This window comes from Streptococcus caecimuris (assembly GCF_943193075.1).
Lineage (GTDB): Bacteria > Bacillota > Bacilli > Lactobacillales > Streptococcaceae > Streptococcus > Streptococcus caecimuris.
The window spans coordinates 17,866-36,669 of the sequence record NZ_CALPCT010000001.1; the positions used below are offsets into that span (position 1 = coordinate 17,866).

Annotated in this window: 16 protein-coding genes; 3 read left to right on the top strand and 13 right to left on the bottom strand. The window is 42.3% G+C overall.

Annotation, left to right across the window (positions count from 1 at the left end; genetic code table 11):
- Positions 1-159 precede the first annotated feature (159 nt).
- From budA to NFR56_RS00105, 3 genes are all read right to left on the bottom strand, one after another.
- Positions 160-876 carry an acetolactate decarboxylase gene (gene budA / locus NFR56_RS00095; protein ID WP_195189484.1) on the bottom strand — a complete coding sequence of 239 codons (717 nt, stop codon included), beginning with the start codon at positions 874-876 and terminating at the stop codon, positions 160-162.
- Positions 877-948: 72 nt separating this feature from the next.
- A complete protein-coding gene (locus tag NFR56_RS00100) occupies positions 949-2,178 on the bottom strand; it encodes a tetratricopeptide repeat protein (RefSeq protein ID WP_195487647.1) in 1,230 nt (409 codons plus the stop codon).
- Positions 2,168-3,343, bottom strand: a complete 1,176-nt coding sequence (locus NFR56_RS00105) for an AI-2E family transporter (protein WP_024054839.1) — start codon at positions 3,341-3,343, stop codon at positions 2,168-2,170. The genes NFR56_RS00100 and NFR56_RS00105 overlap by 11 nt, the downstream gene beginning before the upstream one ends.
- Positions 3,344-3,511: 168 nt before the next feature.
- On the opposite strand from NFR56_RS00105, the gene NFR56_RS00110 reads away from it, so the two are divergent.
- Positions 3,512-4,522, top strand: a complete 1,011-nt coding sequence (locus NFR56_RS00110; protein WP_134974085.1) for a lactonase family protein — start codon at positions 3,512-3,514, stop codon at positions 4,520-4,522.
- A gap of 95 nt (positions 4,523-4,617) precedes the next feature.
- Positions 4,618-4,803: a hypothetical protein gene (locus NFR56_RS00115; RefSeq protein ID WP_003002861.1), complete on the top strand. Its 186-nt coding sequence runs from the start codon at positions 4,618-4,620 to the stop codon at positions 4,801-4,803.
- Between the two features lie 255 nt (positions 4,804-5,058).
- On the opposite strand, the gene eno is transcribed toward NFR56_RS00115, so the two are convergent.
- Positions 5,059-6,363 carry a surface-displayed alpha-enolase gene (gene eno, locus NFR56_RS00120; protein ID WP_070661928.1) on the bottom strand — a complete coding sequence of 435 codons (1,305 nt, stop codon included), beginning with the start codon at positions 6,361-6,363 and terminating at the stop codon, positions 5,059-5,061.
- 210 nt (positions 6,364-6,573) lie between these two features.
- Between eno and NFR56_RS00125 the strand changes: the two genes are divergently transcribed.
- The gene (locus NFR56_RS00125) at positions 6,574-7,026 is read left to right on the top strand and encodes a DUF1694 domain-containing protein (protein ID WP_118396719.1); all 453 of its coding nucleotides are present in this window, start codon (positions 6,574-6,576) and stop codon (positions 7,024-7,026) included.
- A gap of 42 nt (positions 7,027-7,068) precedes the next feature.
- On the opposite strand, the gene NFR56_RS00130 is transcribed toward NFR56_RS00125, so the two are convergent.
- The 9 genes from NFR56_RS00130 to NFR56_RS00170 form a co-directional block, all read right to left on the bottom strand.
- On the bottom strand, positions 7,069-8,184 hold the full coding sequence (locus tag NFR56_RS00130; protein ID WP_134974086.1) for a glycerate kinase: 1,116 nt from the start codon (positions 8,182-8,184) through the stop codon (positions 7,069-7,071).
- Complete coding sequence (gene serB / locus NFR56_RS00135; RefSeq protein ID WP_134974087.1) at positions 8,169-8,837, bottom strand: phosphoserine phosphatase SerB; 669 nt, start codon at positions 8,835-8,837, stop codon at positions 8,169-8,171. Before serB ends, NFR56_RS00130 begins: the two co-directional genes overlap by 16 nt.
- Positions 8,838-8,950: 113 nt before the next feature.
- Complete coding sequence (gene ezrA, locus NFR56_RS00140; RefSeq protein ID WP_134974088.1) at positions 8,951-10,675, bottom strand: septation ring formation regulator EzrA; 1,725 nt, start codon at positions 10,673-10,675, stop codon at positions 8,951-8,953.
- Positions 10,676-10,761: 86 nt separating this feature from the next.
- On the bottom strand, positions 10,762-12,711 hold the full coding sequence (gene gyrB, locus NFR56_RS00145; RefSeq protein ID WP_134974089.1) for a DNA topoisomerase (ATP-hydrolyzing) subunit B: 1,950 nt from the start codon (positions 12,709-12,711) through the stop codon (positions 10,762-10,764).
- A gap of 12 nt (positions 12,712-12,723) precedes the next feature.
- A complete protein-coding gene (locus NFR56_RS00150; RefSeq protein WP_134974090.1) occupies positions 12,724-13,287 on the bottom strand; it encodes an HAD-IA family hydrolase in 564 nt (187 codons plus the stop codon).
- Between the two features lie 165 nt (positions 13,288-13,452).
- The gene (locus NFR56_RS00155) at positions 13,453-14,004 is read right to left on the bottom strand and encodes a DJ-1 family glyoxalase III (protein WP_049486074.1); all 552 of its coding nucleotides are present in this window, start codon (positions 14,002-14,004) and stop codon (positions 13,453-13,455) included.
- A 19-nt stretch (positions 14,005-14,023) separates the two neighbouring features.
- The gene (locus tag NFR56_RS00160) at positions 14,024-15,253 is read right to left on the bottom strand and encodes an FtsW/RodA/SpoVE family cell cycle protein (protein WP_251456975.1); all 1,230 of its coding nucleotides are present in this window, start codon (positions 15,251-15,253) and stop codon (positions 14,024-14,026) included.
- A gap of 33 nt (positions 15,254-15,286) precedes the next feature.
- Complete coding sequence (locus NFR56_RS00165) at positions 15,287-16,267, bottom strand: YeiH family protein (protein ID WP_251456978.1); 981 nt, start codon at positions 16,265-16,267, stop codon at positions 15,287-15,289.
- 4 nt (positions 16,268-16,271) lie between these two features.
- A complete protein-coding gene (locus NFR56_RS00170) occupies positions 16,272-18,725 on the bottom strand; it encodes a bifunctional DnaQ family exonuclease/ATP-dependent helicase (protein WP_134974137.1) in 2,454 nt (817 codons plus the stop codon).
- Positions 18,726-18,804: the final 79 nt, after the last annotated feature.

Consider the following 18,804-nt stretch of genomic DNA (forward strand, 5'->3'; position numbering starts at 1 on the left):
GAAACAATCTTGTTTCTAGCACTCGGGAGTTTTGGAACCTTAGGTCCAAAACTAAGTCATGGAACTTCTTTGAAGTTCGCTGACGTCCGTTCTCACCTAAGGAAAGTTTCTTAAATAACATTATCTTCAATACGAAAGGTTGAGCGATGCTCAACCTTTTTATTCTGCTTTATTGATGTCTTCTTTGACCTCATCAACATTGAATTTAGCAAAGAGGTACTGACGGTCTTGAACTGGGAAACGTTGATCCAGCTGATCGATGGCCCCCACCTCTACAATTCCTTCTGTGATGACAAAATCCATGACATGGCCACCAAAGGTGTGGTCATCTGAGATAAAGTGCAAATGATAACCAGCCACGCTCACGCCATGGAAAATTTCTGGTGTCCAAAAACCGACGATGGTTCCAGTGACATTTTCTCGTGTATACTCTGGCTGATGGGTTGCAACCTCTGCAAACTTCATCTCTGGTGTTGATTTTGGAATCATACGGACATGCATCTTGGCAAAGTCACCATGAATCTTAATGGAGCGGAAAAGATTTTCCCCATCATAATAAGACTCAATACGAGCTTCCAATTCCTCGTCTGTCATTTCAAAACGTTGGCGGAAAATCACTTCTGCTTGGTGAGGAACGACTGCTGCATAAGGAACCTTGGCATCCGGAGAAACTTCAACAATTTCAGGATGGTCGCCAGATCCCTTGGCCTGATATGCCTTACCATCTAATACGATCAACTCTCCATCAATAGAATCCAGCGTCCCAATTCCGAGGTTCCCATGTTCTAAGAGTTCTCCTATCGTAAATGACCCCCCGTACAGACCCGCCATTAGGGCACCTAAGGTATTATATTGAAAAAGTTTCACTGGTTCCATGTTTTTCTCTCCTCATTCTATCTTCTACCAGTATACCACAAACTATTCCGAATCTTCACGATATGGTTTTGATTAGAGGCTATCATAGAGGGTTTGCATCTGCACATCGTCTGGTACGATCGCCAAATACTGATTAGCCACTTCACGCGCCTTCGTCACATCTCCAGCCTCACGCAACAAATAAACATAGGCTTCGAGGAATTCTGGGTTGTCCTTTAAATCCTCATAGAGCTCTTGGTAGGCTGAGACGGCCTCTTCTGTTTTCTCCAAGGCAGCCAAAGCACGGGCAATGTTCCAACGGGTGACAACCGTTTCGACTTCTTCATTTTGCCAATCCAAGACTTGGTCAAAGCGTTCCTGTTCCAAATAAAGGGTGGTCAGGCGAAGAGCAATCTCTTCTATATCATCTGCCACTTCTTTAGCCTCTAATAGATAAGCTTCTGCTTGCTCAGGTTGGTGGAGTTCATAAGAAAGCTGAGAAGCAAGGAGCTTCAATTGGGCATCAAATGGATTCTTCTGGATCCCTTGTTTAGCAATCTCAAGCGCTTTTTCACGGTCATTTTCAGCCTGTAAAGCCAAGGCATAACCATACTCATAGCCCTCAAAATCAGGCGACAAGGTATCAATTTGTTTGTAGTAGATCAGGGCTTTTTGGAATTCTTCTTGGTCAGACAATAGGGTCGCTAATTCGTAAGCAATCTGGTCATCAAACTCAATCTCCAGAGCTTTCTCTAAGAAAGGAACAGCTGCTTCAAACTTACCAAGATTGGCATAGGCAAAACCAATCCGTTGATAGGTGGAAATTCCTGTTGCTTCCAAAATCTCCCGATTGTCTAACTGGGCATACTCTTGGATAGCCTCTTGATAGCGTTCCAATTCCAGATCAATTTCAGCTAGCCCTAATTGAATGATCGGATCATCAGACAAATGAGCAGCTTCAACTAATTTTTCACGCGCTACATCTGCTAGGCCTTCCATCTGATAGAGATCCGCCTTAACCAAGAGACTGGCCACATACCAGTTTGATTCAGGTCCAATTTCTTCTAAATAAGCAAAGGCCTCTTCCATTTGGCCTTCCTCTGCAAGGATGGTTGCTAAACTCAAATACACTTCTGGATAGGTTTCTGCAATCTGTTCGTAAACCTCTTTTGCCTGAGGGTAAAAACCGATACTTTCAAGATATTGACCTAAATCCAATAATTGTGCTTCACTATCTTCTACCAAGGCCTGTTGAAATTGAACTTCTGCCTCTTCTAGCTCTTGCCGATCGAGAGCTTCTACCATTTGTTGACTATGACTCACTGTGTGTTTCCTCTTCTATTTCATTGTGTTCTTCATACAAGCCACTGACGACCTTATACCATTCAAAGATAGCTCCGATCACCACCTTAGCAGATGCATAGACTGGAATTCCAAGGAAAACTCCCCAGATTCCAAACATAGATCCTGACGTCAAGAGCACAAATAAAATGGTAATCGGATGGATATTTAACTGGCTTCCCAAAACCAACGGTGATACAAAACGTCCTTCAATGGTTTGCTCCACTGCAAATACAATCAAGACCTTGATAAACATCTCTGGCCCTGCTACCAAGCCCAATACTAAGGCAGGTAACATGGCTAAGAAACTACCCAAGTAAGGGATCAAATTCAAGATCCCCGCAGAGATCCCCAGTGTCACCGCATAGCGCAAGCCAATGATCTTAAAGAAGATGATGAACATAATGGCGACGACAATGGCTACCGTAATTTGCCCTCGAACGTAGTTGGAGAGTTGGGTGTTGACATCTGAGAGAACTTGTTCAGCCGATTTACGAATCTTAGTCGGTAAGAAGCGAACAATGTGGCCCTTTAAATTTTTTCCATCTCGAAGAAGATAAAAGACAATAAAAGGCATGATAATCAAGGCAACAATGACTTGCGAAGCCACCCCGATCAAGTTGCTGACCCAATTGACAGCCCGACCGGAGATCGAACTCGCCCAAGAAGTAATGTTTGCAGACAATTCCTTGGTGATCTCATCTAATTGGGGTTTGATATCTGAGGAGACGCGATTATCTAGAAAATCATCGATAGTTGCATTGGCCTTTTCCAAATAAGTTGGCAGGTTATGAAAGAAACTCACCACTTGTCGTTGGACGGATGGAATCACTACAGCTAGACCCCAAATTAAAAGCACTGCAATCAAGAAAAAGACTAAGGAAATCGCAAAAATCCGCTTGAGTCCTTTTCTTTCAAGAAAGTCAACAATAGGGTTAAGCAGGTAATAGAGTAAACCAGAGATAATGACAGGCAGCATGACTGCTCCGGCAAACTCAAAAATAGGAATAAAAATAAAGGTGATTTTACTCAAAACCAAAAGGTTCAAGCCCAACAGCAAGGTAACTAAAAATACGGTAATGGCCTTGTTGTCTAAAAACCATCTAAAAAACCAGGACAAACTAAACTGTTTTTCTTTATTATCCACAGAGAACTCCTTTTCATTTCAATCTGTTTCTATTTTAGCATTTTTTGAGCTTGAAGTTACGAAAAAACTAGCAAAATAAGAAAGAAAGGCCCTCCTCTTTTCAACTAGCAATTGCCTTCCAATAGGACCTTTGATATAATAAACCTAACAAATCATACGAGGTGACCTATGTCTCAAACCATTTATTTCGGTACCTATACCAAAAAAGAATCCAAAGGAATATACAAGGCACAATTTGACCCTGAAACAGGGACATTGAACCATCTGGAACTAGTGGCAGCTGAGCCCAATCCAACCTATATCGCCTTTTCTGAAAAAGGCAACCTCTATAGCGTCGGAGCTGAAGAGGGAAAAGGAGGAATCGCAAGTTTTACAGCTGATTTTCAGCCGCTAAATCACGTCGTTGAAGAGGGAGCACCACTCTGCTATGTCTCTGTCGATGACAAGCGTCAACTGGTCTATGGAGCCAACTATCACAAAGGCCAAGTTCTCGTATATAAGCTAGAGGCAGATGGACGTTTGTCCTTTGTCGATCAAGACACCCACCAAGGAAGTGGTCCTCATGCCAATCAAGCAAGTCCACATACCCACTATGCAGACCTTACACCAGATCAGTACCTGATCACGTGTGACCTAGGAACAGACAGTTTGCATGTCTATGATGTCAGTGAGCAAGGAAACCTAACCCTGATCAATCAGTACCAAACAGTTCCAGGGGCAGGACCTCGTCACCTGGTCTTTCATCCTCACTATAAGACTGCTTATCTCATTAATGAGTTAAATGCTACAATCGATGTACTCTTTTATGATGGTATGGGTGAATTCGAACACTTCCAAACTGTTTCCACACTTCCATCAGACTACGATGGTCAAAAATGGGCTTCTGCGATCAAGCTCTCAGCTGATGGAAAATTCCTCTATGCATCTAACCGTGCTCACAATTCCATCGCTGTCTTCAAAGTTGTGGCTGATGGTAGCCTAGAACTCATTGAAATTGTTCCAACTCAAGGACTCAATCCACGTGATTTCACACTTAGTCCTGATCAAAACTATTTGATCGCAGCCCATCAAGATTCACCTAATGCCACTGTCTTCAAACGAGATTCTGCTAGCGGAAAATTGACCCTTCTATCCGACGACTTCTATGTTCCAGAGGCCGTTTGTACGGTTTTTCATTAAGTCGTTTTAGTTGTCAAACCTCTAAAAAAATGATTAAATAGATGAGAAAAAGGCGTGAGCCTGACTTCACAACTTATATTTTAGGAGACCCTAACATGAATCCATTGGACTTATTTAACCAAGTGAAAGAAATGATCGAAAAGAAAGATTTCGACGCTGCCAAAAAATTTGTTGATGACAACAAAGACAACCTCGGTGACTACCTTGAACAAGCTAAAGGGCTTGTATCTGGAAATGAAATGGTCAGCGGTGCCTTGGACAAAATCAAAGGCTTGTTCTAATAAGTCGATGAGAGTGGGACAGAAATCGGTAATTCGTTAGAATTCGATTTCGTCGTACCACCTCCGCACAGTTGAGTAGGGCTGTAAAAGCTGATGAAATCAGCGTAGTAGAGCCCACTCAACCACTGCGTCTTGCTCGACAATCCAAAAATAATTGAGAGGCCAGGACTTTTGTCCCAGCCTCATTTTTGTTTACCCCAAGCAAAAAAAGATCCTTGAGAAAACTCAAGGATCTTTCTAGTCTAGTAAACTAGATTATTTTTTCAAGTTGTAGAAAGATTCCAATCCACGGTATTCAGCAACTTCACCAAGTTGATCTTCGATACGAAGCAATTGGTTGTATTTAGCGATACGGTCTGTACGTGAAAGTGAACCAGTCTTGATTTGTCCTGCATTTGTTGCAACTGCGATGTCAGCGATGGTTGAATCTTCAGTTTCACCTGAACGGTGTGATACAACGGCAGTGTAACCAGCTTCTTTCGCCATTTCGATAGCGTCGAATGTTTCAGTAAGAGTACCGATTTGGTTAACTTTGATAAGGATTGAGTTAGCACATCCTTCTTTGATACCACGTGAAAGGTAATCAGTGTTTGTTACGAAGAAGTCGTCACCAACCAATTGAACTTTACCACCAAGACGTTCAGTAAGAGCTTTCCATCCGTCCCAGTCGTTTTCGTCCATACCATCTTCGATAGTGATGATTGGGTATTTGTTTACCAATTCTTCAAGGTAGTCGATTTGTTCAGCAGCAGTGCGGACAGCAGCTCCTTCACCTTCGAATTTAGTGTAATCGTAAACTTTACGTTCTTTATCGTAGAATTCTGATGATGCACAGTCAAATCCGATAAATACGTCTTTACCTGGAACATAACCAGCAGCTTCGATAGCAGCGATGATAGTTTCTACACCATCTTCAGTTCCGTCGAAACGAGGAGCGAATCCACCTTCGTCACCAACGGCAGTTTCAAGACCACGACCTTTAAGGATTTTCTTAAGTGCGTGGAAGATTTCAGCACCCCAACGAAGAGCTTCTTTGAATGTAGGTGCACCAGCAGGTACGATCATGAATTCTTGGAAAGCGATTGGAGCATCTGAGTGAGATCCACCATTGATGATGTTCATCATTGGAGTTGGAAGAACTTTAGTGTTGAATCCACCAAGGTAGCTGTAAAGTGGGATTTCAAGGTAGTCAGCAGCAGCACGAGCTACAGCGATAGACACACCAAGGATTGCGTTTGCTCCCAATTTACCTTTGTTAGGAGTACCGTCAAGAGCGATCATTGCACGGTCAATAGCTTGTTGGTCACGTACATCGTAGCCGATGATTGCTTCAGCAATGATGTTGTTTACATTGTCAACAGCTTTTTGAGTTCCAAGACCACCGTAACGAGATTTGTCACCGTCGCGAAGTTCTACAGCTTCGTGTTCACCAGTAGAAGCTCCTGATGGAACCATACCACGTCCGAAAGCACCTGATTCAGTATAAACTTCTACTTCAAGTGTTGGGTTACCGCGTGAGTCTAGGACTTCGCGAGCGTAAACATCAGTAATAATTGACATTTCTTACTCTCCTTATTGAGTTATATTTTTTACTCCTCTATCATATCGTAATTAGGCTATTTTTTCAAGAAAAAACAAGGAAATCTACGAAAATTGAGAAGTTTTTAACAAGAAAACGGTTCCACTTTCTTTTTTTCTTCTATTTTCCTCCTTATTTAATTTTTTCGCATTCTTCTATTCTTCTGCTACGCTTTATGCTATACTAAGCTTATGACAGATATTAATAAAACAATTTTAGAAAAAGCTGCTGGTCCTACTCGATTCAATCCGGATGAGCAGCGTCGATTTTTGGAGACTTATGAGGAGCGGGTGATTGCTTCATGCACCTTGGAGGAGGCAAGGGACAAGATGTACCTGGAGCAGTATTCGACAATCCTCACTGATATTTCAGATCGCTTTCATCCTGTTTTGGTCAAGATCTCCCCAGCTTTAGATGAAAGCAGCCAGCTACAATATTTGAAAAAAACCAAGGATCTTGGACTTGTGGCAAGCATCGTTTCGGATGACTGTCGCCATTCTCCCTTTGGTCTCATCATCCATACGGATCATCCATCTGGAATTTCACCAACAGACATGAGTCTCCAGTATCCAAATTTATTTGAAAAGAAAGAAGAGACTGCTAGTCCAGAAAAGAAACCATTTTGGAAACGTCTCTTTAGCTAAAGAAAAACCAATGGAAGGGAACATCTCCTTTTCATTGGTTTTTTAGTTTGCTTTTATTTTTAAAAGGTTCCCAATATTTCGAGCGCAGGAAATTAGATTCCTTTCAGCATGAGCGAGTGCATCTGCCACCTCACAAGGACCAGGTACGATAGAGAAGGCAGCTTCAATGTGATGACTAGGAAAAGCAGGCAAATCCTCCGCTAAGCTACCACAAATAGCTATCACTGGGATCTTCTCTGGTGTTCGTTTGGCCACCCCGACAGGTGCCTTCCCAGAAAGGGATTGGAGGTCCATCCTACCTTCCCCAACGACGACCAGATCAGCTTTTTGTACTTTGTGATCAAAGTCAATCAAATCGAGGCTTTTTTCAATTCCTGAGGAAATCTGACCTCCCGCAAAAGCAACCAAGCCAGCAGCCATGCCACCTCCAGCTCCGGCGCCAGGCATAGACAATATTCGTGCATCAGCAAGCTGGTAAAAACCCTGCATAGCCTGATCAACAGCTGGAAACAGAAGGGGATTCAATCCCTTTTGCCCACCAAAGATATAGGTCGCTCCTTGACTGCCACAGAGAGGATTGGTTACATCCGTTAAGACTTGGAGCTCGATGTCTTCTAAAGCTTTTGGAACCGCACTGGTATCTATTCTAGCCACACGACCGAGCGAAGCCCCTACAGGACGAAGCAGATGGCCTTGATCATCATAGAAGGCTACCCCAAGTCCAGCTGCCATCCCAATCCCACCATCATTCGTTGCAGAACCGCCAATTCCCACACAGATCGTTTTAACCCCTTGGTCAACCAATTGCAAAATAAGTTCACCAATTCCTCGTGTTTCCAGTTCAAGAGGATTTCGTTTTTCAGCTGGAATGGAGCCTAAACCGACAAGTGAAGCCATCTCAAAAAAAGCAATCTCATCTTTTTGATAGTAAGCCATTGAAACAGGCTGGCCAAATGGTCCGGTTACTTGCGTTTGGTACTCCGTTACATCCAGAACTCCAGCTAGGGTTTCCATGGTGCCTTCGCCACCATCCCCTATAGGAAGGAGGTCAAAAGTTGCATCTGGTAGAGCCTCTTGAAATCCATTTTTCAAGGCTTCTGCTACTTGTTTGGCGGATAAGGATTCTTTAAACGAATCCGGTGCTAGTAGGATATGCATGCTGTTTCCTTTCTATGCTGATCTAGAATTTCAAGAACAAGGCTTAAATCCCTCTTCTCAATACGATATGAGGCTCGCTCAGCAACGATTGGTTTGGCCATAAAGGCAATCCCGATACCGGCTGTTTCAATCATCGGAAGATCATTGGCACCATCACCCATCGCAATCGTCTGACTTCGTGGGACATGATTTTCTTTCGCCCACGTCAGGAGAGACTCTTTTTTCCTTTCAGGTGTGATTATCCCACCGAGGACTTCCCCTGTCAAACGGCCATCAGAAGCCTCTAAACGATTTGCTAGGACTAGATCAATTCCTAAAGACCTCGCAATAGGGTCGATGACTTCATGAAATCCCCCGGAAACAAGGCCAACCTTGTAACCTCTTTGATGCAGTTCCGTGATTAATGTTTCAGCACCCGGCGTGACTTCCATCTGTTCCAAAATTTTCGGAAAGATAGAGGTCTCTAATCCCTTCAATAAAGCAACACGCGCCTCTAAAGATGCTGCAAAATCCAGTTCGCCATTCATTGCTTGTGCTGTAATCTCTGCCACTTTTTCTCCCACGCCAGCTTCTTGAGCTAGTAGATCAATCCCTTCCTGTCGGACCAAGGTTCCATCTACATCCATAACGAGGAGACCTGTTACTTCTTTCATCGCTTTCCTTTCTTATTTCTCCCTTACTATACAAAAATAGGGTTTAAATTTCAAGTTTCAATGATGATTTAAAGATAAAAAAAATGACCTCCTAAAAGGTCATTTTTCTGTTATTAGAAGCGAATCTGCTCCCGGGTTTTTTCATATGAAGTAACAAAGCGATCAGTTACACCAGCTTCTACCATTTCCAAAGCATCTGAGATGACTTTGAAGGAAGCCGCATAGTCATATTCTCTTTCGAAAATATAAAGGGACTCATCAAAGGCTGCCTGTACATGATCATCAAATGAACGGTAACGGTTCGAGTATTGCAACAATTGTTCTGTCAATGTCGCATTTTGAACAATTCGATACGCCGCTTCTTCCAATTCATTCATATCATTGGTCAAGATTTCCAACAAACGATTGGTTGATTCGATGTTGATTTTATCCCCTTCCAACTCATCCATCAAAGCTTCTGTATTGTTACTTGCAGTGAAGAAAATTTCTAAGAATTCTTGAGGAATTCCTGGCAAGTTTCGTTTGTCCATATAGCGTTTAATGGCATGCAAACGGTTGGCATAGATGTTGACTTTTTGGCGAGCATTGGCATCGTCTTTTTCAATTTTTGAAAGGGAATCACTTAAGCCAATTTGCTCATCTTCGATTTCTTTCAATCGAGCTTGAATAGCTTCTAACTCTTCTTCTACGATAGAATAGGCCTTTTGTGTTTCAGATGAATCTTTCAAGGCATCTTCTACCACATTTTCTTGTGAAGATAGCTCAGCTTCCAACTCTTTTAACTGTTGGCTGAAGCTTTCATTCAAGACGAATGTTTTACCGAGACGTTCCACTTCTGCCGCAAGCTTACTATTGTTATCTTTAGCATGTTTCAAATAGCCAGGCAGTTGTTTCACTAACTTCTTCACAACTTTTTGTGATTCAATTTCACGGGTAAAGATGTGATACAAAGCATCGATTTCTTCTTGAATTTGTTCATTTTCGTAAATGGCATTGTCCAATTCAAGAGCGGATACATTTGCCATATTGTTCTTCAAGGAAGCATGCAACTGTTGGAAACGAGATTCAATATCTGTTTCAGTGAAGTGGTAGCCAGATTCCAAAAGCTTGCGGTAGCCACTTTCCAAATCCTCTAATTGGTCTGGAAGTTTTGCTTGAAGGGCAGTGACAATTTCTGGCACTCGCTCAACAATTTGTTTTAAGGCTACAATATGATTTTCAGCTGTATCAAGGATTTCAGCCGCTTCAACAGGGTCACCTGAAGAATTCAAGGTTACAAATTGTGAAAACTCAGATTGAATATTTCCAATTTGTTTTTCAATTTCAGGAAGGGCACTGCCATAACGCTCTGGGTCTGAAGTGACTTCTTTTTGAAGTTCTTCAAACATATCCAAGGCATGAACCACACGACCGCTATTCTTTTGTTCCTGCTCTTCCAGATCAGAAAGGGCTTTGCGAATCGCCTTGATATCTTCGTCGATCAATTGGATCTGACTTTCGATATTGTCAATGGCTTGTTTAGCCTTCATGAAACGGAAAGAATTGTTATAGCCTTCCGCTTCAAACAGATTGTTTTCAATATCAGCAAATGAATTTAAGGATAAATCTACCCATTTTTGATTCCATTCACGAAATGCAACTTGACTCTGACCAATCAAATGCATGTTTTTTACGGCCTCTACTTCATCGTTGACCGGAAGGTTGTATAACTTTTCTTTTCGTTCTTCCAGTGCTGCCAGTAAGGCTTCGTTTCGTTTTCTCAAAATGACTGCAACCACATATCCTACAATCAAGATAAGGGCGACAATAAAGATGAGAACAATTAGTCCACTAGACATATAAAAACTCCTTCATCGTATTACTTGAACGTAATCCTAGTAATTATACCATAAAATATCCATTAATGGGAAGCGTTCGGTGAATTTTATACATCGAGTGTACTATATTCAGCGTTTTCTTCGATAAATTCACGACGTGGTTCCACGCGGTCCCCCATCAACATATCAAAGATCTTATCTGCTTCCGCAGCATCGTCTACTGATACTCGTGCCATCAAGCGGTGTTCTGGATTCATGGTTGTTTCCCATAATTGGTGATCATCCATTTCTCCAAGACCTTTATAGCGTTGGATGGTTGGTTTTGAGCGACCTTCTGAATAACGTTCCAAAGCTGCAGCTAATTCAGCTTCTTGGTTGGCACCAGGTTGGATATATTCTTTGATTTCACTACCGACTTTGACCCCATAGATTGGTGGTTGCGCAATGTAAACATATCCCGCTTCCAAGACTGGTTTCATATAGCGATAGATCAAGGTCAACAGAAGGGTTCGGATATGAGCGCCATCGACATCGGCATCGGTCATGATCACTAATTTTTGATAACGCGCTTTTGTAACATCAAATTCGGCACCAAATCCAGTTCCCATAGCAGTAAATAAACTACGGATCTCTTCATTGGCTAGAATTTTGTCCATACTTGCTTTTTCAACGTTCAAGATCTTACCACGGATTGGTAAAATCGCTTGGAATTCCCGATTTCGACCAGATTTTGCAGATCCACCGGCTGAATCCCCTTCGACGATAAAGAGTTCTGTTTCTTGTGGATTATTTGAAGAACAATCTGCCAATTTACCAGGTAGGTTGGAAATCTCAAGCCCTGATTTCTTACGGGTCACCTCACGCGCTCGCTTAGCAGCCACGCGAGCTTTCGCTGCTAAAATCCCTTTTTCGACGATTTTCTTAGCAATTTGCGGATTTTCCAAAAGGAAATCAGAAAAGGCATCACTAAAGAGTCGATTGGTAATCTTAACAACTTCTGAATTTCCAAGTTTGGTCTTGGTTTGTCCTTCAAACTGTGGATTTGGATGTTTAACAGAGATCACTGCTGTTAGGCCTTCTCGAACATCTTCCCCAGTTAGATTGTCTTCGTTTTCTTTTAAGAGTTTATTTTTCTTAGCGTAATCATTGATCACACGAGTGAGAGCTGTACGGAAGCCCTGTTCATGCGTCCCACCTTCATGGGTATGAATGTTATTGGCAAAACTCATGACCGTCTCATGGTAGCCTGTGGTATATTGCATAGCTACTTCAACTGTAATATCATCCATTTCACCATCTGTGTAGATTGGTTTATCAAAGATGACATCTTTGTTTTCATTGATGTATTCGACGTAACTAGAGATCCCACCTTCGTAGTGGTAATGCTTTTCTTGCTCCAAGCCTTCTCGCTTATCCGTCAAAGAAATACGCAAGCCACGATTCAAAAAGGCTAACTCTTGAATCCGTTTATTTAATTTTTCAAAATCATACTCGGTGGTTTCCGTGAAGATTTCTGGGTCTGGAATAAAGTGGACGGTTGTCCCTGTCCGATCTGTCTCCCCGATGACTTTCAAATCATCCACAACGTGTCCACGTCGATACTCTTGGTAATGGATACTGCCATTTTTATAGACGCGAACATCGAGGGATGTGGAGAGGGCATTCACGACGGATGACCCTACCCCGTGAAGACCACCAGATACCTTGTAGCCGCCTCCGCCGAATTTTCCTCCTGCGTGAAGTACGGTAAAGACAGTTTCGACGGCAGGTCGACCTGTCTTTTCTTGGATATCCACTGGGATCCCACGACCATCATCGACAACCGTGATCGAATTATCTGCTTCAATGAAAACTTCAATATGGCTAGCAAAACCAGCTAAGGCTTCGTCAATCGAGTTATCTACGATTTCCCAGACCAGATGATGAAGACCTTCTTTTGAGGTAGAACCAATATACATCCCCGGACGCATCCGAACGGCTTCTAGTCCTTCCAAGACCTGAATCTGACTGGCATCATATTCTTGCGCTTGAATTTCTTGCTGTTTATCCTCTGTCATAATTTCCCTTTTCTATTCAAATATAAACTGGTGTAAGTGGGGCATGGTGTCAAATAAATAGGTTGAAAGCCCTGCAGCCTTCCCAGCTTCAATATCGATCGGACGATCTCCGATGACCAGACCGTCTTGAATGCCATATTTTTCCTTCAAAAAAAGCATAGAGGCTGGGTCTGGTTTTCGAGGAAAGCCCTCGTCTGCTGTTACAATCTCCGTAAAGTAGGGTGCAATGCCTGTCTGTTCAATAAGGGTCAAAACTTGGCGATCCCGATGAGATACCAAAAAATGGCGTCCTCCATGTGCTTGGATCTCTTCTAGTAACTCTTTTGCTCCCTCAAATAAGACCGGCTCTTGCAAGCCCAAGGCTTCTTTTTTCTTGTATTCCGTACGAAAATTGGAAATATGAGGGGCAAAGGTTTGAATTGCATCCTGTGTTGAGATTTTTAATGCTGCATAAACAGAATCATGATCGGCTTGGATGTGAAAGTCCTTCAATGTCGCTACAAAGGCATTTGTGGACGTTTCGTAATTATCCAATAGCGTCCCACCAAGATCCCATATAAAATCATGATAATTCATAGTCAATATTATACCACAAATGGACAAAAAAAATAAGCTAAAACCCTCATTTAGGGGGGATTTTAGCCATTTTTTACGGTCATTTCATTTTAAATCATAGAGAAGTCATTTCCCGTCATAGAATGTAAACTTTCACCAGAAAATATGGTGTCCAAAAGAGCTCTTTTAAGCATCTCCAAAGACATCTTGATAGAGCATTCCTTGACGAAGGCTTTGGGCATCTCCTCCAAATTGCTCTACCAAGGCATAAGCCAAGGCAAGCGCAGTTGAAGGACCACGACTGGTCAAGAGATTCCCGTCTTTCACCACTGTTTCTTTCTGATAGTGCCCATCTTGAATCTCTTCTTCAAAACCATCGTAACAGGTATAGTGTTTATCTTTTAAGAGGCCGGCACGTGCCAAGACAATTGGTGCTGCACAAATCGCAGAAATGATTTTTCCTTTTCTACTTTCTTCTTGAAGAGCTGCAATCAATTCCGGATTATCCCGCAAATTCGCAGCTCCTGGCATCCCACCTGGTAAGAAGATTCCATCATAATCTGACAGGTCCCCATTCCAGAGACGGTCGACTTCCACTGTGATCTGGTGAGAACCTGTGACCGTTTCTTCCATCCCAACGAGGTCACAGTCGATCCCAGCACGTCTCAAAACATCGACAATGGTCAAGGCTTCAATTTCTTCAAAACCGTTTGCTAAAATCGTTGCTACTTTTTTCATTTTCATTCCTTCTTTCTATCTATTGCGCCTTTTTAAGGACTACTTTTTTACGGATTGGAGGCCCTTCTTCTGGCTCTTTCTTTTTGCTACTATGATTATATATTGAAAGGACCAGACCAATACCAATCAGATTACTAATAATAGAGGACCCACCTTGTGAGATAAAGGGGAGGGGAATCCCCGTCAAAGGGAGAAGACCCGTTACTGCTCCAACATTTTCAAAAATATGAAAGACCAGCATCATAATAAATCCAATGGAAATATAGGTATAAAATTGGTTATTGGACTGGAGGGTAATTTTTAAAATGCGGTAAATCAGGGTCACATATAAAATCAACAGCACCAGAGCTCCAACAAAGCCAAAGTCTTCTGCTACTACTGTAAAAATCATATCACTTTCCCGTACGGGAACCAATAAATTGGAGACATTAAAGCCTTGCCCAAAGAGGCCACCACTTGCAATGGCTAGCTGTCCTTGCGCCTGCTGGTAGGTGGTGGTTTGTGCATAGTCAAAAGGATTTAACCAGGCTAAAATACGGTTCATCTGATAGGTTGGCATCCCTACTTGCTGGTGCAGAAAAGCTCGCCCCCCTTCTGAAAGAAAGAGGAAGAGAAAGCCTGCTAACCCACCTGCTAAAAGCAAGATGACCGGCAAGATAATTTTCCAGGAAACTCCTGAAACGAGCACTAAGCCCGCAAAAATGGCCAAGAATACTAAGGCCGTTCCCAAGTCCTGCTGGAGAGCCAATAAGGCAAAGACCGGAATCGTATAGATGGTCAACTCTAGAATCAAAAACCAATCTTGTCGTAATAATCGCTCACGCCCCTTATTTCTTTGCAAAAATCGGACAATAGAGCGTGACAGCATCAGGATGAAGGGGATCTTCATAAATTCTGAGGGCTGAAATAAGGTGATGTTCCCATAAGCCACCCAGTTTTTAGCTCCTGTTGAAGCTACCAAGTTGGGATTATAAAAAACAAGGGGAAGAACCATCAAGGCCAGGCCAAGCAGGTAAAGAAAGGGAGTGATTTTCCAAAGAAATTTCGTGCTAAAAATGGTCACAATCAGGCAAATGACGCATCCCACACCAATCCAGGCAAATTGCTGCCCTAAAAAAGGCCACACCATTTGGGGATAGTCATGAGAAACTGCTACATAAACAGATAAAATCCCAAGCATGAGAAGGGCGAAGACAATCCCAATGATCGAATAATCCAGGTGAATCGTCCAAAAATGATGTTTCTTCATTCACGTTCCTTTCTGTGAGAATCATCAAATCAATTAATAGAACAACATTTGTAGAATCAAGCTAGATCCTGCTACACAAAACCAAGCAATCAACCCTACTAGAAGGGGGGCTGCTCCTGCTGCACGGAACTGTTTCCAAGAAACCTTGCTTCCAATTCCGACCAAGGCCATGGCCATAAAGAGGTGAGAAAGGTCCTTAAGGTAAGGAAGAACCACTTTAGGTACCAAGCCGATAGATGAAAGAATAGAAGCCACAATAAACCAGATGATGAACCAAGGAATAATTTTCTTTAACATTCCTTTGTTTCTTCCTTGTTGCTTGCTACGATACCATTTTAAACCGATCAAGCCTAAACAAACTGGTACAATCATCAGGGCGCGTGTTAACTTAACAATGGTCGCCATTTCACCCGCCGCTTTATTATAAGAAAACGCTGCTGCTACAACTGATGACGTATCGTTAATGGCTGTTCCTGACCAGAGGCCAAATTGAAAATTAGACATATGCCATACATGCCCTAATACTGGAAAGATAAAGACAGCCAAAATGTTGAAGAAGAAGATAGTTGACATAGATAAGGCAATTTCCTCTTCGTCTGCTTCAATGATCGGAGCAGCTGCTGCGATAGCAGATCCACCACAAATAGCCGTTCCAAATCCAATTAAGGTCCGTAGGTGAGATTTCAGATGGAAGACTTTCCCAAAGATCATCGCTGCAAGAAAGGCAACTGTTATTGTTGGCAGACTAATCTTCAAAGAAGACAAGCCTGTAGAAGCAACCGTCGCAATCGGCAAGCTAAATCCCATGAAGATAATCGAATACTGCAATAATTTCTTACCAGACCAGTTCAGTCCTGGTCGTGAATTCTCTGGCAAATCTACTAATTCATTGAGGACAATTCCTAAAATCAAAGCAAAGACACTGGAGCCAATGATGGGAAAGAAAGTTCCCAATAACATGGCACAAAGAGCCAGTACAAATGCAATTGCAAGTCCAAATCCTTTATTTTTCATTCTCTCAATTCCTTTCAAAAAAGTCAGCTGCTTGCTCAACAAGCCACTCTCTCACTGTCGTGTGAAGGGGCAACACTTGCTGCAAACCATCTAAAATTTGTTTTCCATATCGTTTGGTCACCACCCGCTGATCCAATAAGAGGACCAACGATTCCTGGTCTTGAAAACGGCTGGTTCTCCCAATAGCCTGTTTGAGCCTTAAAATTGCGACTGGAAGGCTATAGTCATAAAAGGGATTTTTCCCCTGTTCTCTGAGTTGGGTATTCAGCTTTTGAACCATATAATCTTTGGGGTTATCAAAAGGAAGGCGCGTGATGATTTGAATCACTTCTTTTTGTTGGGAAAAATCGACTCCCTCCCAGAAGCTTCCTGTTCCCAATAAAATAGAGCTTTCTCCTCGGTCAAATCGTCGCTTAATATTAGCTGCATCGCCATTTCGATACTGGGCCAAATGAGGAAACTTCAATGCGTTTGACGTCTCCAGTAACAATTCTTTTGAGGTAAACAAAAGAAAAATTGGTTTTCTTAGAGGAAGGAGTTCATCGATGAGCTGACAAATCTCTCCTGCATACTCCACAGAAGATAAAGAAACGACATCTGGAAAATCTATCGGCACCAACAATTCCTGGTGTTGTTTGACTGTTATTGGCACCCGGTAGATTTGCTGCTCTTGGTATCCCAAAAGGGCAGGTAAATGCACCTTTTTACTGATCGCGATCGTCGCTGATACAAAGAGCACGGGCACTTCTTCAGGCACAAACTCCTTAAAGGATAGCAAGTCCTCAACTCCTCCATGGAGACGAAGAATCTGGTGGCTTTCGACCACTTCCTTGTCCAACCAAAAGGTTTGGTAGCGCTCATCAAACAATTCTCTTAGATTCTCTAATGATTCATTTTTTAATTCCGATACATCCTGTCGAATTTTTGCCACTGTTTGATCAGATAAGATCGCTGGTTTTCCTTGTACAACTTCCTTAGAGCAGGCATTTAACTCAAATTGAATACTCTCCAGCAAACGCCTTTGCAGAAGATCTTTTTCCTCTTCGATGGCATGTTGTAAGCCTAGAAGAAGAGATTGCAAGGTTTCTTCTCTCTGTGAAAACTGTTCTAAAGCAAAGAAGAGTTTTTGCGCTTCATCCACGACCAGAACAGATTCTTGAAGTAGACTCTTATCATCCTCTAGACGGGTTAACAGATAGGCATGATTGGTCAGAATTACCCGGCTGGTTTTCACTTTTTCCTGGCCGAGGCGCCAAAAATCTTCCTGATAAAAAAGCGAACGCTTCGACAATTGGCCATCGTGGCAAATGTCAGCTACAAAATGAAGATGACGATAGAGTTGGCCAATTTCACTGAGCTCTCCCGTTTCTGTCATCGTCAGCCAAACCAACAGTTGCATTTTAAAGCGTCGAATCATCCCATTATCTGACTCACTCTGTAAGGCCTCATAAAATTTATCGAGTTGGATGTAATCCTTGGGACTTTTCAGGCTATGAAAGGGAATTTGGAAAAGATCTTGGATGGTCTTTCCTTCCTTCTTCATAATTTGATCCTGAAGAATTTTAGTTGGAACACTGACAAGAATGCGCTTGGAAGTTTTCGCCAAAAGCGTTAATAGATAGGCGTAGGTCTTCCCAATACCCGTTGGCGCTTCAATAAAACTCGGAAGTGGCTGTTGCAAACTATCCTCGATATAAGCAACAAATTCTCTCTGCTCCGGATAAGCCTCCATTCCCAACAGCTGCATATTGAGTTCAAACTGTTCAGACAAATGACGACTTTCTAAAAACTGTTGTGGCTTTCGCAGATAGAGACCATGAACTTCTACTAAATGAGCTGGTAAAAAAAGGCTACTGTCTTCAAGCGCATCTTCTATTAAGAGTCGCGATTCATAAATCAAACAATCTGCCATCGAAAGAAGTTTTTCGATCAATCCTCTTGGTAAGCTCGCAATTTTCTCTCTCAATTTCAACAGCAGCTGGGCTGTTGCCATAGCATCCGCTAAAGCGGAGTGAGCATGGTGCAACTCAATTTCCAGTTCAGCTGCAAGCGCTCCTAAATTGTAGCGTTCTAAAGTCGGATAGAAAATTTGAGACAATTCAACCGTATCAATCCGAGGAGTCGTTAGCTCAAATCCTTCCCAAAAGAGGGCTTCTGCTAATAAATTCGCATCAAATTTGACATTATGGGCCACAAAGACGGCATCTTCTATTAATTCAAAAATTTCTTTTGCCACTTGTGCAAACTCTGGAGCTTTTTTCAAGCGAGCATCTGTCAGGCCAGTCAATTGTTTGATATGCTCATCCAATCGTTCGTGGGGATTCACATCCGTCTCATAGGATTGCGTAATCCTCCCATCTTCGATGATGACAATCCCAACCTGAATGATCTTAGCATTGCTTCCAGCACTGGTCGCTTCCAGATCCACAATGGCATATTTCCGTTTCTGTCTTGTCATAATACTTAAAATTATATCACGTTTGAGCAAGCTCTGCAGATTTTTTTCTCCTTTCATGCTGACTTCAATCCTGTTATTT